Here is a 16,161-nt window from a genome sequence, read left to right as displayed (position 1 = left end):
GCTTAAGATTCGGGGTTTTCCACTTCAATCGAGTTGTGATAGAACAAGCCGCTAACGTTCACGCTCGCAGGAGCATAAATTTTCAAGCCAGTTATCGGCTTATAAAAATTCAAGCAACCGTCAAAGAATATCGCGTTACACTTCTCAGAAACGGACAGCACAATTTTATCGCCATCGCGACGCACGTTAATTTCTGGCTTATTCGCCTTTGGCAAATCCACAAACTCCGCTTCCACCTTAAATTTGTCAGAATTTATTCGCGAAACATTCCCCACTGGCATATCGATAAAAATTGAATTAGCGTTTGTCGTATCTGGAATATCGATATTTACTTTCTTCGTGAGCTGCTGCGATTCACGTGCATATTCCAAGCCAGCGTGCGCGCTAAATATTGCGGCGCTTGCCAAACTCATAAAAACAACGGATGCCGCTACGATCATTGTGATTACAGACAATCGATTGATCTTCCAAGCGAATATGCTACGCGTTACAATTGCGCCAAATATTACCGTCGCAATTCCGCCAATTGCCAAGGAAATCCATACTCCCCACGCCCACATTTGCATACTCAAACCGCCAAGCATATTAACCACGGAAACATCAAGCGCCCCGCCAACAATCAGCCCAAACAGTATCGCTAGCGTCGTAAACAGCACCATAACGCCGACAAAATATTGGAAAAATTTCGCAATTGGAGTTTTTCTGGCAGACACAGTTGAACTTCCATCAGCGGAAGCCTCCTTAAGCGCAGCCAAAGTTACCGGCTTCCCGCGCATTCGTAATTTGTCCGACGCGGTTTTTGCTGGCGGCATTGACACCCACATCGCGAGGTAAACCAACACCATCGTACCGAATGTTACGAACGGCGAGACAATTGCAATCAGTCGCACCCACAACTGATTGATATTAAAGTATGCCGCTATTCCCGCACACACGCCACCAATGACAGCTCTATCTGTATCGCGCATCAATTGCTTTTCTGGCTTTTCGCCAGCGTCCGCCAATTCATCCGTTAAATCATCGCTATCATCCGAAAAATCGCGCGGCTCGCCCATTTGATTTTTAATCGCCAAAACGTCATCGTCGCTAATAATACCTTCTTTCATCACGCCACGCTCGGCTAGAATTTCAACCATTCGCGCCTCAATTTCCTTCATCGCTTCCGCGTCGGCGTGCATATTTTTCTGAATCGAATTAAGATATTTTTCTAGCGATTTCTTAGCGTCAATTTCCACACTAAACGCCGTTTTTGCCAGATGAATCCTGGTTATTTCCTTCATTATTTCATTCCTTTCTCTAAGTTATCAAGCGAATTATTTAACATATTTATGCGATCTTTAAGTTCGTGAATCAACTGATCGCCGTGATCTGTCAATGAATAATATTTTCGCGGCGGACCTTGCTCGCTTTCCTGCCATTCGTGTTGCAAATATCCATCCTTCTGCAATCTATTCAGCAGCGGATAAATCGTACCTTCGACCACGGTTAAATCCGAATTGTTCAACTGCTTAACAATGTCGCCGGCGTACTGCGCTTTATTAGAGCAAACCAGTAAAACGCAGTAAACCAAAAATCCTTTTCGCAATTGGACCGCCAAACTTTCCGCATAGCTATCAACGTCCACTTTTACCTTCTTTCGGTATGTTAGAGCCCTTAATTTTGCCGTCTTTGATCAGGATTTGATAATCGCATTTTTTAGCCAAATCAACGTCGTGCGTCACGATAATCAGCGTTGCGCCTTCTTGCTTGTTGTAATTGAACAGCAATTCTTCCACCTTCGCGCCAGTTTCACTATCCAAGTTTCCCGTCGGTTCGTCCGCAAAAATAATCTGCGGATCACCAACAATCGCCCGCGCAATCGCCAAACGCTGCTTTTGTCCTCCCGACAAATCCTTCGCACGATTTTTGCGCTTTTCATACAAATCTACCGCCTTCAATGCCGCGTTAATCTTGCTTTCCCTCAAGCCCCTTGGCATTTTCACAATTTCCAGTGGCAAACTCACATTATCCGCCACGCTTTCATTACCCTGAACAAAGAAACTCTGGAAAATAAAACCTATTTTTCTCGCGCGGAACTCGTCAACTTGCTTTTGTTTCAATTTCAGAATGTCCTGACCGTCAATAATCACCTCACCTTGCTGCGGTCGATCCAGGCCAGAAATTGCGTGCATTAGCGTCGATTTTCCTGAACCAGATTTGCCCAAGATTGCCACGCTCACACCCGTCGGAATTCGCAAACTCACATCATTTAGCGCCACAAATTGGTTCTTCTTTTTGCCGTAAATTTTCGTCACATTTTTAAGCTCAATCATAACAATTCTCCTATTCCGTTCTTAACGCCTCAATTGGATCTAATTTTGTCGCCTTGCGGCTCGGCAGCCAGCCCGATAGTACCGCCATAACCATTAGTCCGATTATCAACAGTGCCATTTGCAAAGGATTAATGACTAGCAAATTCGTACCTTGTTCCAATTTCAGGAAACTAGCAATCATAGGATTAAGTAGCGACATCAAACTTGCCAAGCCAACACCAATTAAGCCACCAAGAAGTCCAACCCACGCCGCTTCATACCTGAACATTTTACCAATATCGCGACCTCTCATTCCTAAAGCTTTCATCAGCCCAATCTGACTAGTTCGCTCCAAAACCGAAATGTACATTGTGTTAATAATCCCAAAAACACTCGCCAAAAGCGCCAAGCCGCCAAACCCAATCAGCGCCATTTGAGCCACATTCACAAAAGTTAAAATAACTTTTTGCGTGTCCTGAATCGAATACGACTCATAATCCTTGCCAAGCTCATTCTTCACTGCCTCAACATTTTTCTCATCATCAACTGACGCAATTACGTAAGAATATTCATTAGGCAAATCTTTAGGGTGACTAAAGTCGTAAATATCCTTAGCGTCGTCCACAGAAACGCGCACAGTCGGCTGGTAAAACAGGATCGTATCCGAAGGTTTATCGACTGCTGCGACTTTCAGAGATATTTCCTTGTCAGCACCCTTGCTTGATGAAGTTCCTTTTTGCAATCCTAGTGTAATCGTTTGCCCAATTGCTGATTTTGCATCACTGAATCCCATTTTTTTCACGTAAGATTCTGAAATAACAACTTCACCCTTTTTCGGCATAAAATTATCCAAACTACCAGCCGCAAGTTCCATTCGGGTTTTATCAAACTTCACGGTTACATTAGGCACAAATTTCTTGTCGCTTGCCGAACTTTTGACATATAAAACTCCTGACATGGAATAAGCTGGCGTCACTTTTTCCACGTGCGGGATTTTCTGTATTTTTTTCACGTCGTTATCAGTCATCGAATATTTTTCTATCGCCTTAGATTGACTATTTTCCGTATCTTCCGAGTCGCTATATTCTGGGAGATTACTATCAGGCCCTGATGAGGTCACTTTTTTATAGACCGAAACAGATTTTTTATCGCCAGCCGCGTCGACCATACTATTTGTATACAGCCGACCGCCTTCTCCAGCCATCAGCGCCAGACCAATCGTAAACGCTCCAACTGAAATTGCCAGCGCGGTTAAAATCGTGCGACCTTTTGATCGCCCCAAATTTCGACCGGCGCGTTTAATAATGTCAATTCTTTTCACATTAAACTCCTTGTTAATTTACTATACATAGTACTATGTTATACAAGGTACCTTAAATTGTCAAGGTATTTTTGAAAATAATATTCAAAAAATCGCAGGCTCTGTCAACTTAGGGATCGCTATTTTCGTCTAGCTTTAACTATCTTCGCCAAGCCATTAAGCGCGCGCTTATAAAAAGAATCAGAAGAAGTGATGCCATTACCATTCACACACTCTCGCGACTCGCCGTCGCTCACACTGTCCTGAATCTCGCGACTGCCCGCAACAACCTCGTCCTTCTCTATCGACTCATTATCCACCAAACCAGCCATATATCTAGCGGCATCAAAAAACGTCGGATCTCCCCAAATCTTGACTTTTCCATCATCTCCGTAATCAACTACTGCAGAAATAACCTGCTCGTCGTCCTTATTGTAGATTTCATCATCAATTCCATCGTAATCATCAATCTCTTCGTCGCCATATTCAGCGTCAAAGCGTCCGCTATAAAATCGACAATCGGCGACAATACCACGACACAAATCCCCTTGGTCATTTCTCTGCCATACGCTCATCAATATCACCAGATCAGAAGTAGACAGATCAGCCTCCTCAAGCAGCTTAACAGACTGTCCTTTACTGATAATTAGACGACCACTTCCCTCCGCCCTAGACTCATCAATATATATCACATCCTGCGGCGATACGTCCGAATAGGTGTCGAGTGTATATAGCACTTCGGGAGACATTGTCTCGGCTGTAACTTGTCGTAATCTATCAGGCACTCCATTATTATATTCTTCAAACATTTTATAACCTCCTCAATTTAATCTTATTCCTCATCATACTCATCTTCAATCTCTTGATCCAGAATCTCTTCAATCACGTCTTCTAGCGTAATAATTCCCAGCTCCGTCTCATCGTCCATCACCACAAACAAATGATTGTGCGTTTGAATGAATCGACTTAAGACCGTATCCAGGCGTGACCTCTTGTCAATACCGTAAATTTTATCGCGGTACAATTGGCTAATTGGCAACGGCAAATCTCGTCCAACGACATCCTTCACATATAAAACTCCGACTAGTTCCCCGTCAGATTGAACCGGAATTCGCGAATGTCCAGCGTGCTTAATCTGAGCTAGTAAAGTCGCGTCCAGCTCGTCATCCAAATCCACGACAAAAACCTCGCTCATCGGCGTAACCAAATCGCCAGCCGTCTTTTTACTAAACTGTAATGCACCCGCCGCGATTCGACTTTCGTCATAATCAACTGGACTATCCGACCTAACGGCGTGCTCATGAATAATCTCCTCCAGCTCCTGATGAGAATATAATTGCGGCGTTTCCTTACCCAGCCAACGATTCAACAATTTTGACATCGGCTGAGCAAGCGGCCAAAATAGCACGTAAATTACATCAAGTAACCAAAAGAAATATCGCACAAATCGATATCCACGCTGCGAGAAAATCGCCTGCGGCAAAATCTCGCCAAACATCGTAATGAGAAGCGTCGCAATCAAACCGCCAACCACACCATTAGTCATATTTCCCAGCAAAATTGACATCGCAGTATTCACGCCGACATTGCCAAGCAAAATACAGAAAATCAAATAATAGCCGTCTTTTCGATATCGATATACTCGTGCCGCAATTTTGTCACCCTGTCTGGCCTTTCGCCTCAAGTCATCAGGTCGCGCCATCATTAAACCAATATTCAGCCCAGAAAATAACCCAGAAAGTGCCAATAAAACAGCTGCTGCCAGCCATAATAAAATATCAGACATAATTACAACCTCTACTCTTAATTACAGCTAAAAACATCCTGCCAGAAAATAACTCCAATAAAAAATCCATATCCTTAATTATAGCAAAATTATAAGTTGACTTGCGGATAAATCGCCCGAGTTGTTTCGTCAATTTCACTCTTAAGCTGCGGGAACGGCACACCTTCACGCGCCGTAACGCCCTCGAAAATCCAGAATACCCTTTCAGAATAGCCCCAACCACAAGCTGGCGGCATTCCATATTCCAACATCTCGACGTAATCAATATCAAGCATCATCGCCTCTTCGTCACCAGCGTCACGCATTTGTTGCTGCTCAAGAAAACGATTCAATTGGTCAATCGGATCATTCAGTTCAGAGAATCCATTGCCCAATTCCGAACCAGCGATCACCGGCTGAAAACGCTCCACCGTCTCTGGATTTTCCGGATTAGTCTTTGACAACGGACTAATAAACTTCGGCGTGTTCACCAACCAAACTGGACCAGCAACATCTTTGCGAATATTCTTCCATAATTTATCAATACTGCGTGGGATAGAGTCAGTTTTTTCAACTTCCAAATTGTTTTCTTTCAATTTAGCGGCAACTTCTTCAATCGTCGTGCTGTAAACGTCAATTCCATAGTGCTTGCGAATAACCTCAGCATAATCCCAAACTTCCCACTCGCCACTCATATCGACGTTGAACTTGCCCAATTGGAATTGCAGGGTACCAAAAGTCTTCTGAAGCACATCTTTATACATCGACTCCATGAAACGCATTCCCTGTTTCCAGTCCCAGTAAGCCGCATACCACTCCATGGCAATATGTTCTGGCAGATGCTCGTCCGAATAATTTTCATTGCGAAAACGAGGACCGAGGTCGTAAACTTTCTCAAATCCAGCACCAATCAATCGCTTCAATGGTAATTCGTGGCTAATTCGCAAATAAAACTGCTGATCGCCCAGCGCATCCATATGCGTCACAAATGGGTTCGCGTCAGCACCACCAGTGGTGTGTTCCAAAACAGGAACATTAATCTCAATGAATCCATGACTATTCAAATAATCTCGCGTTGCCTGCCAAAACTTACTTCGGCGAATAAATCGCTCACGAACTTCAGGATTGACATTCATATCAACATAACGCCGACGCAAGCGCTCTTCCTTATTCTCTAATTTTTCCGGCATTGGCCTCAACGATTTAGTCAACAATCTAAGTTCGCGTACGCCAACGGATTTTTCGCCCGTTTGTGTCGTGGTCATCACGCCCTTCGCCTCAATAAAATCGCCCGTATCCAGCAATTTAAGCTGCTTCATTCCAAGCACACCGCGCGCAGCATCTAATTCCGCCACGTCATCACGCTGTAGGTAAAGCTGCACATCACCAGATTGATCGCGTAATTTAATAAACGCCAATTTACCAAAACTGCGAATAGACGCCACACGACCCGCAACAACAACTTCCTTACCAGCTAGCTCATCATACTTAGACAAAACCTCAGCACAAGTGTGAGTTCGTTCTGATTTTGCTGGATATGGTTCAACACCTAATTGACGCAATGTTTCCAGTTTTCGTAGTCGTTCGTTTCGATAATCTTGTAATGTGGCCATAACAGAGATAATTATAGCACATTATACGCAGTAAATCCCGTCAGACTTAAGATATCGACTTAATAATGTAGGTAATTTCGGCTTTTGGAGTTTTAATTGTAACTTCATCGCCGATTTTCTTACCAATCAATTCTTTACCAATTGGCGACTGATCTGAGATTCTGCCCGCCAGCGGATCAGCCTCAACTGGACCAACCACTGTGTAAGATACGGTTCTTTCTGGACATTGCAATTCAACTGTACTACCCAAGCCAACACTTGAGCTGCCGCTGGATTTAATAATTTCGGCGTTCTGCAGAATATCTTCAATTTCCAAAATTCGCGTTTCCACCAAGCCTTGCTCTTCGCGTGCAGCGTCATATTCTGCATTTTCGCTTAAGTCGCCAAAATCTCGTGCTGCCGCAATTTTTTCAGCAATTTCGCCACGTCGGCCTTTTAATTCTGCCAATTCTTTTTCTAAATCAGCTTTACCAGATTCTGTAATTTGATAAGTTTTTTTCATAAAAATCTCCTCCTCTACTGTATGTAGTGGTATTAGCCCTACGATCTACACTAAATATAGTGTTTTTAGTTAGTCTTGATTAAGTCTATCTGAGTATATCAATCGCTATTTATTATGTCAATATAATCAGCATTACCGACTAAGGCAAAAATCCATCAATTGTTGATAATCCATTTTTCGCGTTTCGCCAGTTGCTCGTTCCGTCAATTCAAACAAGCCATCACCGTCAATCGCTCGATCGCCAATCGTTATCCGCCACGGCAAACCCATGAGCTCAGCATCAGCAAATTTCACGCCTGGACGCTCGTCGCGATCATCAAGCAGCGCATCGACGCCGTTATTAGCTAGCTCGTCATAAAACTTGCCGGCTAGTTCTCGCCCCTTTTCGCCAATTGCAACAATATGAACCTTAAACGGCGCAACATTTTCTGACCAAACCAAACCTTTATCGTCAGCGAACTTCTCAACAATCACGCCCATAACTCGCGTAATTCCAATACCATAACTTCCCATGTAAGCGTATTGTTCTTTACCTTCGGCGTCAGTAAATACCAACTTCATTTCTTCGGATTTCTGCGTTCCGAAATTAAAGATATTGCCAACTTCGGCAGTTTTCACCTTTTCCAACTCACTACGATCGACGCCGAGCTCCTCAATTGCCTCGTCCAAAACTTCCTCATTAACAGCAATATTTTTGCCACGATGCAAATAAATATAATCCTCACCAGCATCACAAATCGTCTGAAACTCATGACTAAACTTCGTGAAAGCGCCACCAGAAGCAAACGTTACATACGTTTCATCGCCAATTCCAAATCGGTCATAACAACGCTTATACGCCTCAATGACTGAATTGTAATAACTATCCAAACTCTCTTTACTATCGTGAATCGAATACATATCCTTCATCACAAATTCACGACCACGCATAATTCCACTCTTAGCGCGAAGTTCATTTCGCAATTTATTCTGGAATTGATAAACGCTAATTGGCAAATCTTTGTAGCTCTTTAAGTAATTGCGAAGAAGATCAACAATCGGCTCCTCGTGCGTCCAACCAAAGCCAATGTCCGTGCCGTCTTGCAACTTAGCTTTAAACCAAACGTCGACCAATTCATCACTCCAGCGGCCAGTTTCTTCCCATAAATCCTTTCGCTGCAAAGTACTCATCACCAATTCCTGGCTATTAACCTTGTCCATTTCCTCGCGAACAATTTGCTTGATATTCTCAAGAACCCTTAAACCAAGCGGCAAAAACGAATACACGCCAGCCATAGTCTTATGCACGTAGCCAGCACGAATCAAAAGCTGAGCATTTCGCGCAACCTCGCCAGCTGGTGCCTGCTTCAAAGTTCTAGTAAAAAGTTGTGTCATTCGCATATTTTTTCTCCTTTACATAAATATAAATGGCAATAACGATTCCGTCTGATTAATTGCGCCCGTATTGATAAACAAGAAATAAAAAGCTATTCCGTTTTTCATCATATGCATCATAATAGGCACCCAAATTGCGCCAGTATATTCCCTAGTTGCGCACATAACCAGGCTTAAAGTAAATGTATCAACTGCCACCGCCCATTGCAATGGCGAATTCGGACCAACCCAAAGATGTGCCGCGCCAAACGCCATGCTTGTTACGATAATTGATAGCCAAATCGAGAAAGAATTACGCAACTTACCATAAAGATATCCGCGATACAAAAGTTCCTCAACAATCGGCGCCAGCACCACCAGCACAACAAACGCCATGATAAATTGCCAATGAGTCGCCAGCATACTCTGACTAAATGGTATGACCTGCTTTTGCTGCATATCCACCGAGAAAACACCACTAGCGATGCTCATCGCAACCATTGTTAGTAAAAAGTAAGCTACGAAAGCAAACGGAGAAATGAATATTTCCAAAAACGTTGGCCAGTCATTCACGCCCAAATTGCTCAAAGTTGTTCGGCGCTTCTTAACCAAAAACGGCACAGAAATCACGACAATTAGTGACAAAATATATACGACAACCGAAAGCACCGTGTTAAAAATAACTGAATTCACAGAATTGAGAGGTATGCCAATTTTTATCAAAGCGCCGATCGCCAATGAAGCAATAACTTCCACCGCCAAAAACACGCCATAAACCCAAGCTGGGAGCGCCAAAATCAGCCACCATTTGCGGTTTTTTATTTTCTTAGAAGAGCTTTCCAACATCACTGATCGTCACCAAAATTGTTAAGATTAATAGAATCAACATACCGGTTGCCTGAATATTTTCTTCACGCTCTTTCGTCAGATCTTTCTTAAATAAGCGAAAAATTGTCATCGTGAACCAGCGACCGCCGTCAAGCGCTGGAATTGGTAAAATGTTCATAACTGCCAGCGTCAGCGAGATTAACGCCGCCACGAAAATGATTTGCTCAATTCCAGAATTAACGACTGACGGGAATAATACACCCAGTATGCCAATTGGTCCTGCTACGCTCCCACTGACAGAGGCCAAATCAGCTCGTGCAGACTCTTTTGATTCTGCAGAACCGAATATTTGTCCAATTGATCCGTGCACGGTTTTTACCAACAGTACGCCAACGCCTTTAATCGTTTCATATGACAATTGCCCAGTAGTCGCCACACCCATAATAGGTGCCGACCACGTGCTATACATTTTCTCCGTCTGTCCCGAAATAACACCCAGATATCCGCTTTCCTTCGCGGACTTTTCATCATTCAACTGGACGTCAACAGCTAGCTCTTTGCCGTCACGTCTATACTCAACCCTGACTTTCTTACCAGCGTTTTGCTTAGTTATAACTGGCAATTTTTCCGCCTCCGTAAGCGGCTGACCGTTTATCTCAATCAGTTCATCATTAACCTTAAGTCCAGCTTTATCAGCAGGCGAACCTGGCGTAACTTTCGCTATCGCCACTGGCGAACGCCTAACCTCTGTATCAAACGGCAATTGGACTTGGTTCGACAGGATTTTCGGCATGCCAATTACCACAAGAATCGTGAACAAAACAATCGCAGTTATCCAGTTCATTATAACGCCAGCCAGCAAGATTTTCGTCTTCACCCAAAACGTCGATCCGCCATATGTGCCCTCGCCTTTTGCGGAATCATATTCACCTTTCAATCTAACAAATCCACCAAGCGGCAGCCAATTCAGACTAAACGTTACGTTTTCACCCAAGAAACTTCGCTTTACTTTCCATTTTTTTGCAGCGGGCGGAAATCCGATTCCGAACTCCTCAACCTTAACGCCGTTTCTCTTGGCGACAATAGCATGACCTAATTCATGCAAAACCACCAATAAAATGAGAACAAATAACCCTAAAAGTACTCCCCAAATAATCATTTTCCAAACCGCCTATTCCGATTAGCATATTCTTCTAAAATCACCGACACGTCTTCCACCGTCATGTCTGGCCAATTCTTCTCAATAAACATCAGCTCGCTGTACGCTGATCGCCACAACATAAAGTTGCTGAGCCGCTGTTCATTAGAAGTTCTAACAATCAAATCACACGGTGGCACCTCTGGCGCGTATATATTTTGAGCAATCAACTCGGGCGTAATTTCCTCAGGAGAAACTCCAGATTGAACAATTTTTTTAACCGCATCAGCAATCTCCAAATGTCCGCCATAATTCAAGCATAAGACCAATTCTCCGTTTTTCAAATCGGCAGTTTTCTTCTCAGCCTCGTCAATCGCTTTGATCAATTGATCCGACAAGCCTTCCCTGGACCCAACAACCCTCAAGCGAACCTCGTTTTCAATAAATATCGGAAGATCAGCCTTCAGTATATTCAATAGCAATTTCATCAAATGTCGGACTTCTTCCTCTGACCGCTTCCAGTTTTCTGTACTAAAAACGTAAGCGCTCGCATATTTCACACCTCGATGAAGAACTTCCAACGCCACGTCTTTTAGCGCGTTATAGCCCGCCAGATGTCCTTCATATGTCGGCAAGCCATGCTGCTTTGCCCATCGCCGATTTCCATCAACAATAAACCCGATATGTCGCGGCAAACTCACATTTTCACTCATTATTCGCCCTCCATTCATCAATTAGCTCAACATCTCGTACGTCTTTTTCACGTCCACGCCAGCTCTTCCATTTGCGCAGAAATTTCAAATCAACGAACCTCACGCCATCATATTTCACTGCATAATCAAGCAAATCATCATAACTAACAGCCTGCCCATCAAACTCCCAGCCGTCCCAAACTTCAGCCGAACCGTCATCTTTTACAAAATAAAAACGCTGATTATCGTCAAACTTTTTAAGCCAATCGCTACTTTCCTCGGAGAGCTTTTTCATTAAATCAGAACTCACCGCAAGATCAATATCACTAGCTGGACGAATCCCCAATTGATCCAAAATCCCGCTACCAATAACAATAATTTGATCCAACGGCAAATTCAACGCCTTCACTTTGTCGGCAAAAGTTTCGCTCATTAAACAGTCAAGACGTCCTTTTCTTTCGCCTTAAACGCCTCGTCAATTTGCGTTTGCATCTTACCCATTAAGCCGTCAATTTCTTTCTCTACACGCTTCAAATCGTCTTCGCTCAGCTCTTTATTGTCCTTCATTCGCTTAGCATCCTTTAATGCATCTTGACGAATATTTCGCATCGCAATTCGAGCCTCCTCAACCTTTTCGCTAACCTGTTTCACCAGTTGGTGGCGGCGCTCCTCCGTCAAAGCTGGAACTGGAACGCGAACCACTCGCCCATCGTCAGATGGATTAAAGCCCAGGCTTTGATTGTCGCGAATTGCAGAAGAAATTGCCGTAATATTGCCTGGGTCAAATGGCGTAACTAACAACATCTGTGCCTCTGGAGCGGTTACGTTTGCAACCTGATTAAGCGGCATTTTTGTGCCGTAAGCTTCAACCATAACACCGTCAAGCATTCCAGCGTGCGCCCTGCCTGTTCGCACCTTCTTCAATTCATCTTGAAAAAAGCTAAACGCTGCATTCATTTTTTCTTCATAAGGGTTTGTGTCGAACATATTTCCTCCAATTTATCTATCCGTTATTATATCAAACTTCAAGCGTCTTGTCTGCTAATTTTGCCTTACGCCCCGTGCTATAATAACAGAGTGATTTCTAAGATTAAGCTATACAATTTCCGGTCTTATCATCTGCACGAAGCGACTTTTAGCGATTCTGGGACGGTAATCGTTGGACCAAATGGCACCGGCAAGACGAATCTGCTCGAGGCGGTTTATGTAGCGCTACGCGGCAGTAGTTTTCGGGGCAGTCTTAGCGATTGTATGACACTGAACGCTCCGCAAACAATTGTTCATTTGGAGGGCGATTTCGGAGAGCGACGTATTAAGCTAGACTCAATTTCCGGAAAAATCAACAAAGAATTCATCATCAATGACAATAAATCAAAGGTCTTAACTAGAAAAAACCGCTTGCCTGTCGTTTTATTTGAACCAAGCGAACTAAGATTAATTTCCTCTTCGCCGTCCCGACGACGCGACTTTTTGGATGGCTTAATTGCCCGACTTGACCCCAAATACGACACAGATTTAAGAGCTTTCAATCGCACTCTTTTACAGCGCAACGAACTCTTAAAATCCCACCAAGAAGACTCATCAATTTGGCGAGATAATCTGTTTGCTTGGGACATAAAATTTGTCCAATACGCAACCAACATTGCCCAAAAACGAGCCAAGTTTCTCCAGATAAACGAGCCCTGCATAAAAAATTTATACGAATCTTTGGCGGGAAAAGATACGCAACTGTCCATTGAATATGGCGCTATTGTACCTCTGGAAAATTACGACCAAGCCCTGCTTAATCGCTTAGGAAAATCCCGCGAATATGAAATGGCTACGGGCTTCACTTCGGCTGGACCACACCGTGAAGATTTCACAATTTTCCTCCATAATCAGCCCGCTATTAAAGTTGCTTCACGCGGTGAAATGCGAACCATTATGCTGGCGTTCAAGTTGCTAGAGCTTGAAATGCAGACGGAGATTAGTCAATCTCGACCGCTAATTCTACTGGATGACGTTTTCTCGGAGCTAGACGCCACTCGCGAAAAACTCCTCCAAGAAACCATTCAAAATCACCAATTTATCGTCACCACAACAGATGCGCGTCACCAAAAAGACGGCTGCTCAATAATTTCCACACAATAAAAATCGGCCGCATTATTACAGCCGATTTCTTTCCAGAGCAATTTTCTAAACTAGGAATTATTCGCTTACACCCAGCTCAATTCGCTTGAATTGACGAATAACGATGTTCTCACCCAATTTAGCGATAGCTTCTTTAACGTGTTGCTCAACAGTCTTAGAATCGTCCAAGATGTAAGCCTGGCTCATAAGAACCTGCTCAGCAAAGTGCTTCTTCAATTGACCTTCAACGATCTTTTCGCGCATTTCTTCAGGCTTGCTTGCCAAAGATTCGCTCGCCATAAGCTCAGCTTTAACGCGCTCCATTTCCTCTGCTGGAATGTCAGCTTCAGAAACATACTTTGGGCTCATCGCTGCAATCTGCATAGCAATTTCGTGTGCCAACGTCTTAAAGTCGTCAAGTCGAGCCACAAAGTCGGTTTCACAGTTAACCTCGACAACAACGCCGATTCGGCCAGAGTGAACATAGCTTTCGATCAAACCTTCACGAGCTTCGCGATCACCCTTCTTTTCAGCTTTCGTCAAGCCTTTTTTGCGCATAGCTTCCAAAGCTTTATCGAAATCGCCCTCAGCTTCAACCAAAGCTTTCTTAGCGTCAGTCAAGCCTACGCCGGTCAATTCACGCAATTTTTTGATATCGTCAACAGAAACACCCATCCTATTTCTCCTCTTTTTTAGCTGGTTTTTCTTCAGCCTTTACGCTACCTGCACCTTCAGCAACAGCCGCAGTGAAGTAGTCTAATAGCAATTGAATACCCTTAACAGCGTCGTCATTACCTGGAATTACGTAATCAATCCCTGTTGGGTTAACGTTGGTGTCAACGATCGCAAATACTGGCACGCCTAAAGTTTGAGCCTCGCGAACTGCATTTGCGTCGGTCAATGCGTCAACTACAACAACAGCACCTGGCTTGCCCATCAAATCCTTGATGCCGCCATATTTCATATTCAAGCTGTCGATTTCCTCTTGGAAACGCTGCACTTCAAGTTTGTTATAACGCTTTTCCAAATCACCTGAAGCCATTCGCTTTTCAAGATTCTTCAGCTTCTTAATTTGCTGAGCAATAGTTGAACCGTTAGTCAACATACCACCAATCCAGCGCTCAACTACGTACGGCTGGTTGATCTTTTCAGCTGCTTCACGAACAACGTCTTTAGCTTGCTTTTTAGTACCAACGAACAAAACCTTGCGGCCTGATGCAGCGATTTTTGTCAATTCTGGCAAAGCCTTATCCAAAGCTTCAACGGTCTTAGTCAAGTCGATAATGTGACTATCCTGACGCTTACTGTGAATATATGGCGCCATCTTTGGGTGCCAGCGGCTGGTTTTGTGTCCAAAATGAACACCTGACTCCAGCAAAGCCTTAATGTCTACCTTTACAGACATCCTCTTCTCCTTTTGCCTCATCCGCCCACGATTTGGAGTGTGAAACGGATTGTGTCATTAAAATTAGTTACCCAGCAATTATACCAAATAGTCAATAAATCTGCAAATATTACTCTCTTTCTAACAATTGCCTAAATCGCGATAAACCATCAAAATCTTCACCGTTTCGATACGGTCGTACTATATTTGCCAATGCCGGCAGACTTAGCTCGTCAATTCCCTCTCCTTTGAGAATTCCTCTTTCAATAGCACAGTACGCTATACCGTCAACTTCATAGCCAAATGTGTTATCGGTCGAAGAATGTATGCCCGTTACTCTGCTCATACCTCCAGCATCAGGACTATTCTTGAGTCTGTAGCAAGCCTCTACAGAATATATCGTTCCTCCATACTGAGAGTACGCACTTATGCCGTTATCAAGATAATCTCTACTAGCCGCCATAACCAAAACGCTTGCCTCATGGCTCTCAGGATCATTATCTACTTCAAATCCTGCAATTCGTTCCTTTACATGATCGCCACTAACAATCCAATCATCAAGAAATAAAATCTTAGAACTCTTGTCGATCTCACCCCTGCCGCCATACACTTTCAGTCTACCTTCATATTCTTCGAATTCATCGTCTGGAAATTTAGACAAGACCAGACTTAAAATATACTGACTACTTTTCATCTTGTTTTTAGCACGGCACTGACTTAGCGAATTTCCTACGTCAATATAGACTGGCTTATTATCAACCTCCAAATGATGCCTCAATCTTTTTGCTAACGCATTTGCTGCAAAATTTAGTTCCGGCACGCCCAAAAACGCCAATTCATCTATTAATTCTTTAGCGCAATTCTCCATATAATCAGGTAAATAATGCTTTGTCGTCTCTATAAATTGCACAAAATCATTTATCGCTTCGTATTCAGTCGTTTCACATCGACTTTTCATGAACGAAGGGCCGCTCGTTTCCGTGCCCAGATAATTATCCGCTTTTACATAGACCATAAGATTATCTCGACTAGCGTCTTGAGCCTGCGATAATAACTTTGGCGGCGCCACTGGACTTAACTCACTCAAAGCATCAGGACTAGTCGGTAACTCAATCATACCTATATTATGTCATAATTTCACCAAAATAGCAAAGTTAAGGTTACGGGCTTTTGACATTTTCCGATA

At 43.5% G+C, this 16,161-nt stretch carries 18 protein-coding genes; 1 reads left to right on the top strand and 17 read right to left on the bottom strand.

From position 1 onward, the window contains the following. Positions 1-2: 2 nt before the first annotated feature. The 14 genes from LRM41_RS00820 to frr all read right to left on the bottom strand — a co-directional run bounded on the left by LRM41_RS00820 (position 3) and on the right by frr (position 12,469). Positions 3-1,280 (bottom strand): PspC domain-containing protein, encoded by a 1,278-nt coding sequence (locus LRM41_RS00820; RefSeq protein ID WP_243819054.1) that lies wholly within the window; start codon positions 1,278-1,280, stop codon positions 3-5. Then, positions 1,280-1,624 carry a PadR family transcriptional regulator gene (locus LRM41_RS00815; protein WP_243819053.1) on the bottom strand — a complete coding sequence of 115 codons (345 nt, stop codon included), beginning with the start codon at positions 1,622-1,624 and terminating at the stop codon, positions 1,280-1,282. Before LRM41_RS00815 ends, LRM41_RS00820 begins: the two co-directional genes overlap by 1 nt. Then, a complete protein-coding gene (locus LRM41_RS00810; protein WP_353524509.1) occupies positions 1,614-2,318 on the bottom strand; it encodes an ABC transporter ATP-binding protein in 705 nt (234 codons plus the stop codon). Before LRM41_RS00810 ends, LRM41_RS00815 begins: the two co-directional genes overlap by 11 nt. Before the next feature lie 4 nt (positions 2,319-2,322). Further along, positions 2,323-3,612: an ABC transporter permease gene (locus LRM41_RS00805; protein ID WP_243819051.1), complete on the bottom strand. Its 1,290-nt coding sequence runs from the start codon at positions 3,610-3,612 to the stop codon at positions 2,323-2,325. Positions 3,613-3,731: 119 nt separating this feature from the next. Continuing rightward, complete coding sequence (locus LRM41_RS00800) at positions 3,732-4,376, bottom strand: hypothetical protein (protein WP_243819050.1); 645 nt, start codon at positions 4,374-4,376, stop codon at positions 3,732-3,734. A gap of 47 nt (positions 4,377-4,423) precedes the next feature. Next, positions 4,424-5,377, bottom strand: a complete 954-nt coding sequence (locus tag LRM41_RS00795) for a CNNM domain-containing protein (RefSeq protein ID WP_243819049.1) — start codon at positions 5,375-5,377, stop codon at positions 4,424-4,426. 89 nt (positions 5,378-5,466) lie between these two features. Next, positions 5,467-6,969 (bottom strand): lysine--tRNA ligase, encoded by a 1,503-nt coding sequence (locus LRM41_RS00790; RefSeq protein ID WP_243819048.1) that lies wholly within the window; start codon positions 6,967-6,969, stop codon positions 5,467-5,469. A 46-nt stretch (positions 6,970-7,015) separates the two neighbouring features. Further along, a complete protein-coding gene (gene greA, locus LRM41_RS00785; RefSeq protein WP_243819047.1) occupies positions 7,016-7,471 on the bottom strand; it encodes a transcription elongation factor GreA in 456 nt (151 codons plus the stop codon). A gap of 132 nt (positions 7,472-7,603) precedes the next feature. Continuing rightward, the gene (locus tag LRM41_RS00780) at positions 7,604-8,845 is read right to left on the bottom strand and encodes an aminoacyl--tRNA ligase-related protein (protein WP_243819046.1); all 1,242 of its coding nucleotides are present in this window, start codon (positions 8,843-8,845) and stop codon (positions 7,604-7,606) included. Positions 8,846-8,863: 18 nt separating this feature from the next. Beyond that, positions 8,864-9,670 carry a CPBP family intramembrane glutamic endopeptidase gene (locus LRM41_RS00775; protein ID WP_243819045.1) on the bottom strand — a complete coding sequence of 269 codons (807 nt, stop codon included), beginning with the start codon at positions 9,668-9,670 and terminating at the stop codon, positions 8,864-8,866. Next, complete coding sequence (locus LRM41_RS00770) at positions 9,651-10,811, bottom strand: M50 family metallopeptidase (protein WP_243819044.1); 1,161 nt, start codon at positions 10,809-10,811, stop codon at positions 9,651-9,653. Before LRM41_RS00770 ends, LRM41_RS00775 begins: the two co-directional genes overlap by 20 nt. Continuing rightward, positions 10,808-11,503 (bottom strand): polyprenyl diphosphate synthase, encoded by a 696-nt coding sequence (gene uppS, locus LRM41_RS00765; RefSeq protein WP_243819043.1) that lies wholly within the window; start codon positions 11,501-11,503, stop codon positions 10,808-10,810. Before uppS ends, LRM41_RS00770 begins: the two co-directional genes overlap by 4 nt. Next, positions 11,496-11,915 (bottom strand): hypothetical protein, encoded by a 420-nt coding sequence (locus LRM41_RS00760; protein ID WP_243819042.1) that lies wholly within the window; start codon positions 11,913-11,915, stop codon positions 11,496-11,498. The genes uppS and LRM41_RS00760 overlap by 8 nt, the downstream gene beginning before the upstream one ends. Next, entirely contained in the window at positions 11,915-12,469 is a 555-nt protein-coding gene (gene frr, locus LRM41_RS00755) for a ribosome recycling factor (RefSeq protein WP_243819041.1), read from the bottom strand. The genes LRM41_RS00760 and frr overlap by 1 nt, the downstream gene beginning before the upstream one ends. A 90-nt stretch (positions 12,470-12,559) precedes the next feature. Here frr and recF point away from each other — a divergent pair, with 90 nt between their 5' ends. After that, positions 12,560-13,612, top strand: a complete 1,053-nt coding sequence (gene recF, locus LRM41_RS00750; RefSeq protein ID WP_243819040.1) for a DNA replication/repair protein RecF — start codon at positions 12,560-12,562, stop codon at positions 13,610-13,612. A 57-nt stretch (positions 13,613-13,669) separates the two neighbouring features. Here the strand turns inward: recF and tsf are convergent, their stop codons facing one another. The 3 genes from tsf to LRM41_RS00735 form a co-directional block, all read right to left on the bottom strand. Then, the gene (tsf, locus tag LRM41_RS00745) at positions 13,670-14,266 is read right to left on the bottom strand and encodes a translation elongation factor Ts (protein WP_146555064.1); all 597 of its coding nucleotides are present in this window, start codon (positions 14,264-14,266) and stop codon (positions 13,670-13,672) included. Position 14,267: 1 nt separating this feature from the next. Further along, positions 14,268-14,996 carry a 30S ribosomal protein S2 gene (gene rpsB, locus LRM41_RS00740; protein ID WP_164999874.1) on the bottom strand — a complete coding sequence of 243 codons (729 nt, stop codon included), beginning with the start codon at positions 14,994-14,996 and terminating at the stop codon, positions 14,268-14,270. A 109-nt stretch (positions 14,997-15,105) separates the two neighbouring features. Then, on the bottom strand, positions 15,106-16,092 hold the full coding sequence (locus LRM41_RS00735; RefSeq protein WP_243819039.1) for a hypothetical protein: 987 nt from the start codon (positions 16,090-16,092) through the stop codon (positions 15,106-15,108). Positions 16,093-16,161: the final 69 nt, after the last annotated feature.

The organism is Candidatus Nanosynbacter sp. TM7-087, assembly GCF_022828365.1.
GTDB lineage: Bacteria > Patescibacteriota > Saccharimonadia > Saccharimonadales > Saccharimonadaceae > Nanosynbacter.
Note: the sequence above shows the minus strand (reverse complement) of the source record. Positions and strands in the feature narration are given on the sequence as shown.

Coding starts and splice junctions, on each gene's coding strand:
- LRM41_RS00820 (WP_243819054.1), bottom strand. CDS start 1,280: ATGAAGGAAATAACCAGGATTCATCTGGCAAAAACGGCGTTTAGTGTG.
- LRM41_RS00795 (WP_243819049.1), bottom strand. CDS start 5,377: ATGTCTGATATTTTATTATGGCTGGCAGCAGCTGTTTTATTGGCACTT.
- LRM41_RS00735 (WP_243819039.1), bottom strand. CDS start 16,092: ATGATTGAGTTACCGACTAGTCCTGATGCTTTGAGTGAGTTAAGTCCA.
- LRM41_RS00780 (WP_243819046.1), bottom strand. CDS start 8,845: ATGACACAACTTTTTACTAGAACTTTGAAGCAGGCACCAGCTGGCGAG.
- uppS (WP_243819043.1), bottom strand. CDS start 11,503: ATGAGTGAAAATGTGAGTTTGCCGCGACATATCGGGTTTATTGTTGAT.
- LRM41_RS00760 (WP_243819042.1), bottom strand. CDS start 11,915: ATGAGCGAAACTTTTGCCGACAAAGTGAAGGCGTTGAATTTGCCGTTG.
- tsf (WP_146555064.1), bottom strand. CDS start 14,266: ATGGGTGTTTCTGTTGACGATATCAAAAAATTGCGTGAATTGACCGGC.
- LRM41_RS00770 (WP_243819044.1), bottom strand. CDS start 10,811: ATGATTATTTGGGGAGTACTTTTAGGGTTATTTGTTCTCATTTTATTG.
- LRM41_RS00775 (WP_243819045.1), bottom strand. CDS start 9,670: ATGTTGGAAAGCTCTTCTAAGAAAATAAAAAACCGCAAATGGTGGCTG.
- LRM41_RS00790 (WP_243819048.1), bottom strand. CDS start 6,969: ATGGCCACATTACAAGATTATCGAAACGAACGACTACGAAAACTGGAA.
- frr (WP_243819041.1), bottom strand. CDS start 12,469: ATGTTCGACACAAACCCTTATGAAGAAAAAATGAATGCAGCGTTTAGC.
- rpsB (WP_164999874.1), bottom strand. CDS start 14,996: ATGTCTGTAAAGGTAGACATTAAGGCTTTGCTGGAGTCAGGTGTTCAT.
- greA (WP_243819047.1), bottom strand. CDS start 7,471: ATGAAAAAAACTTATCAAATTACAGAATCTGGTAAAGCTGATTTAGAA.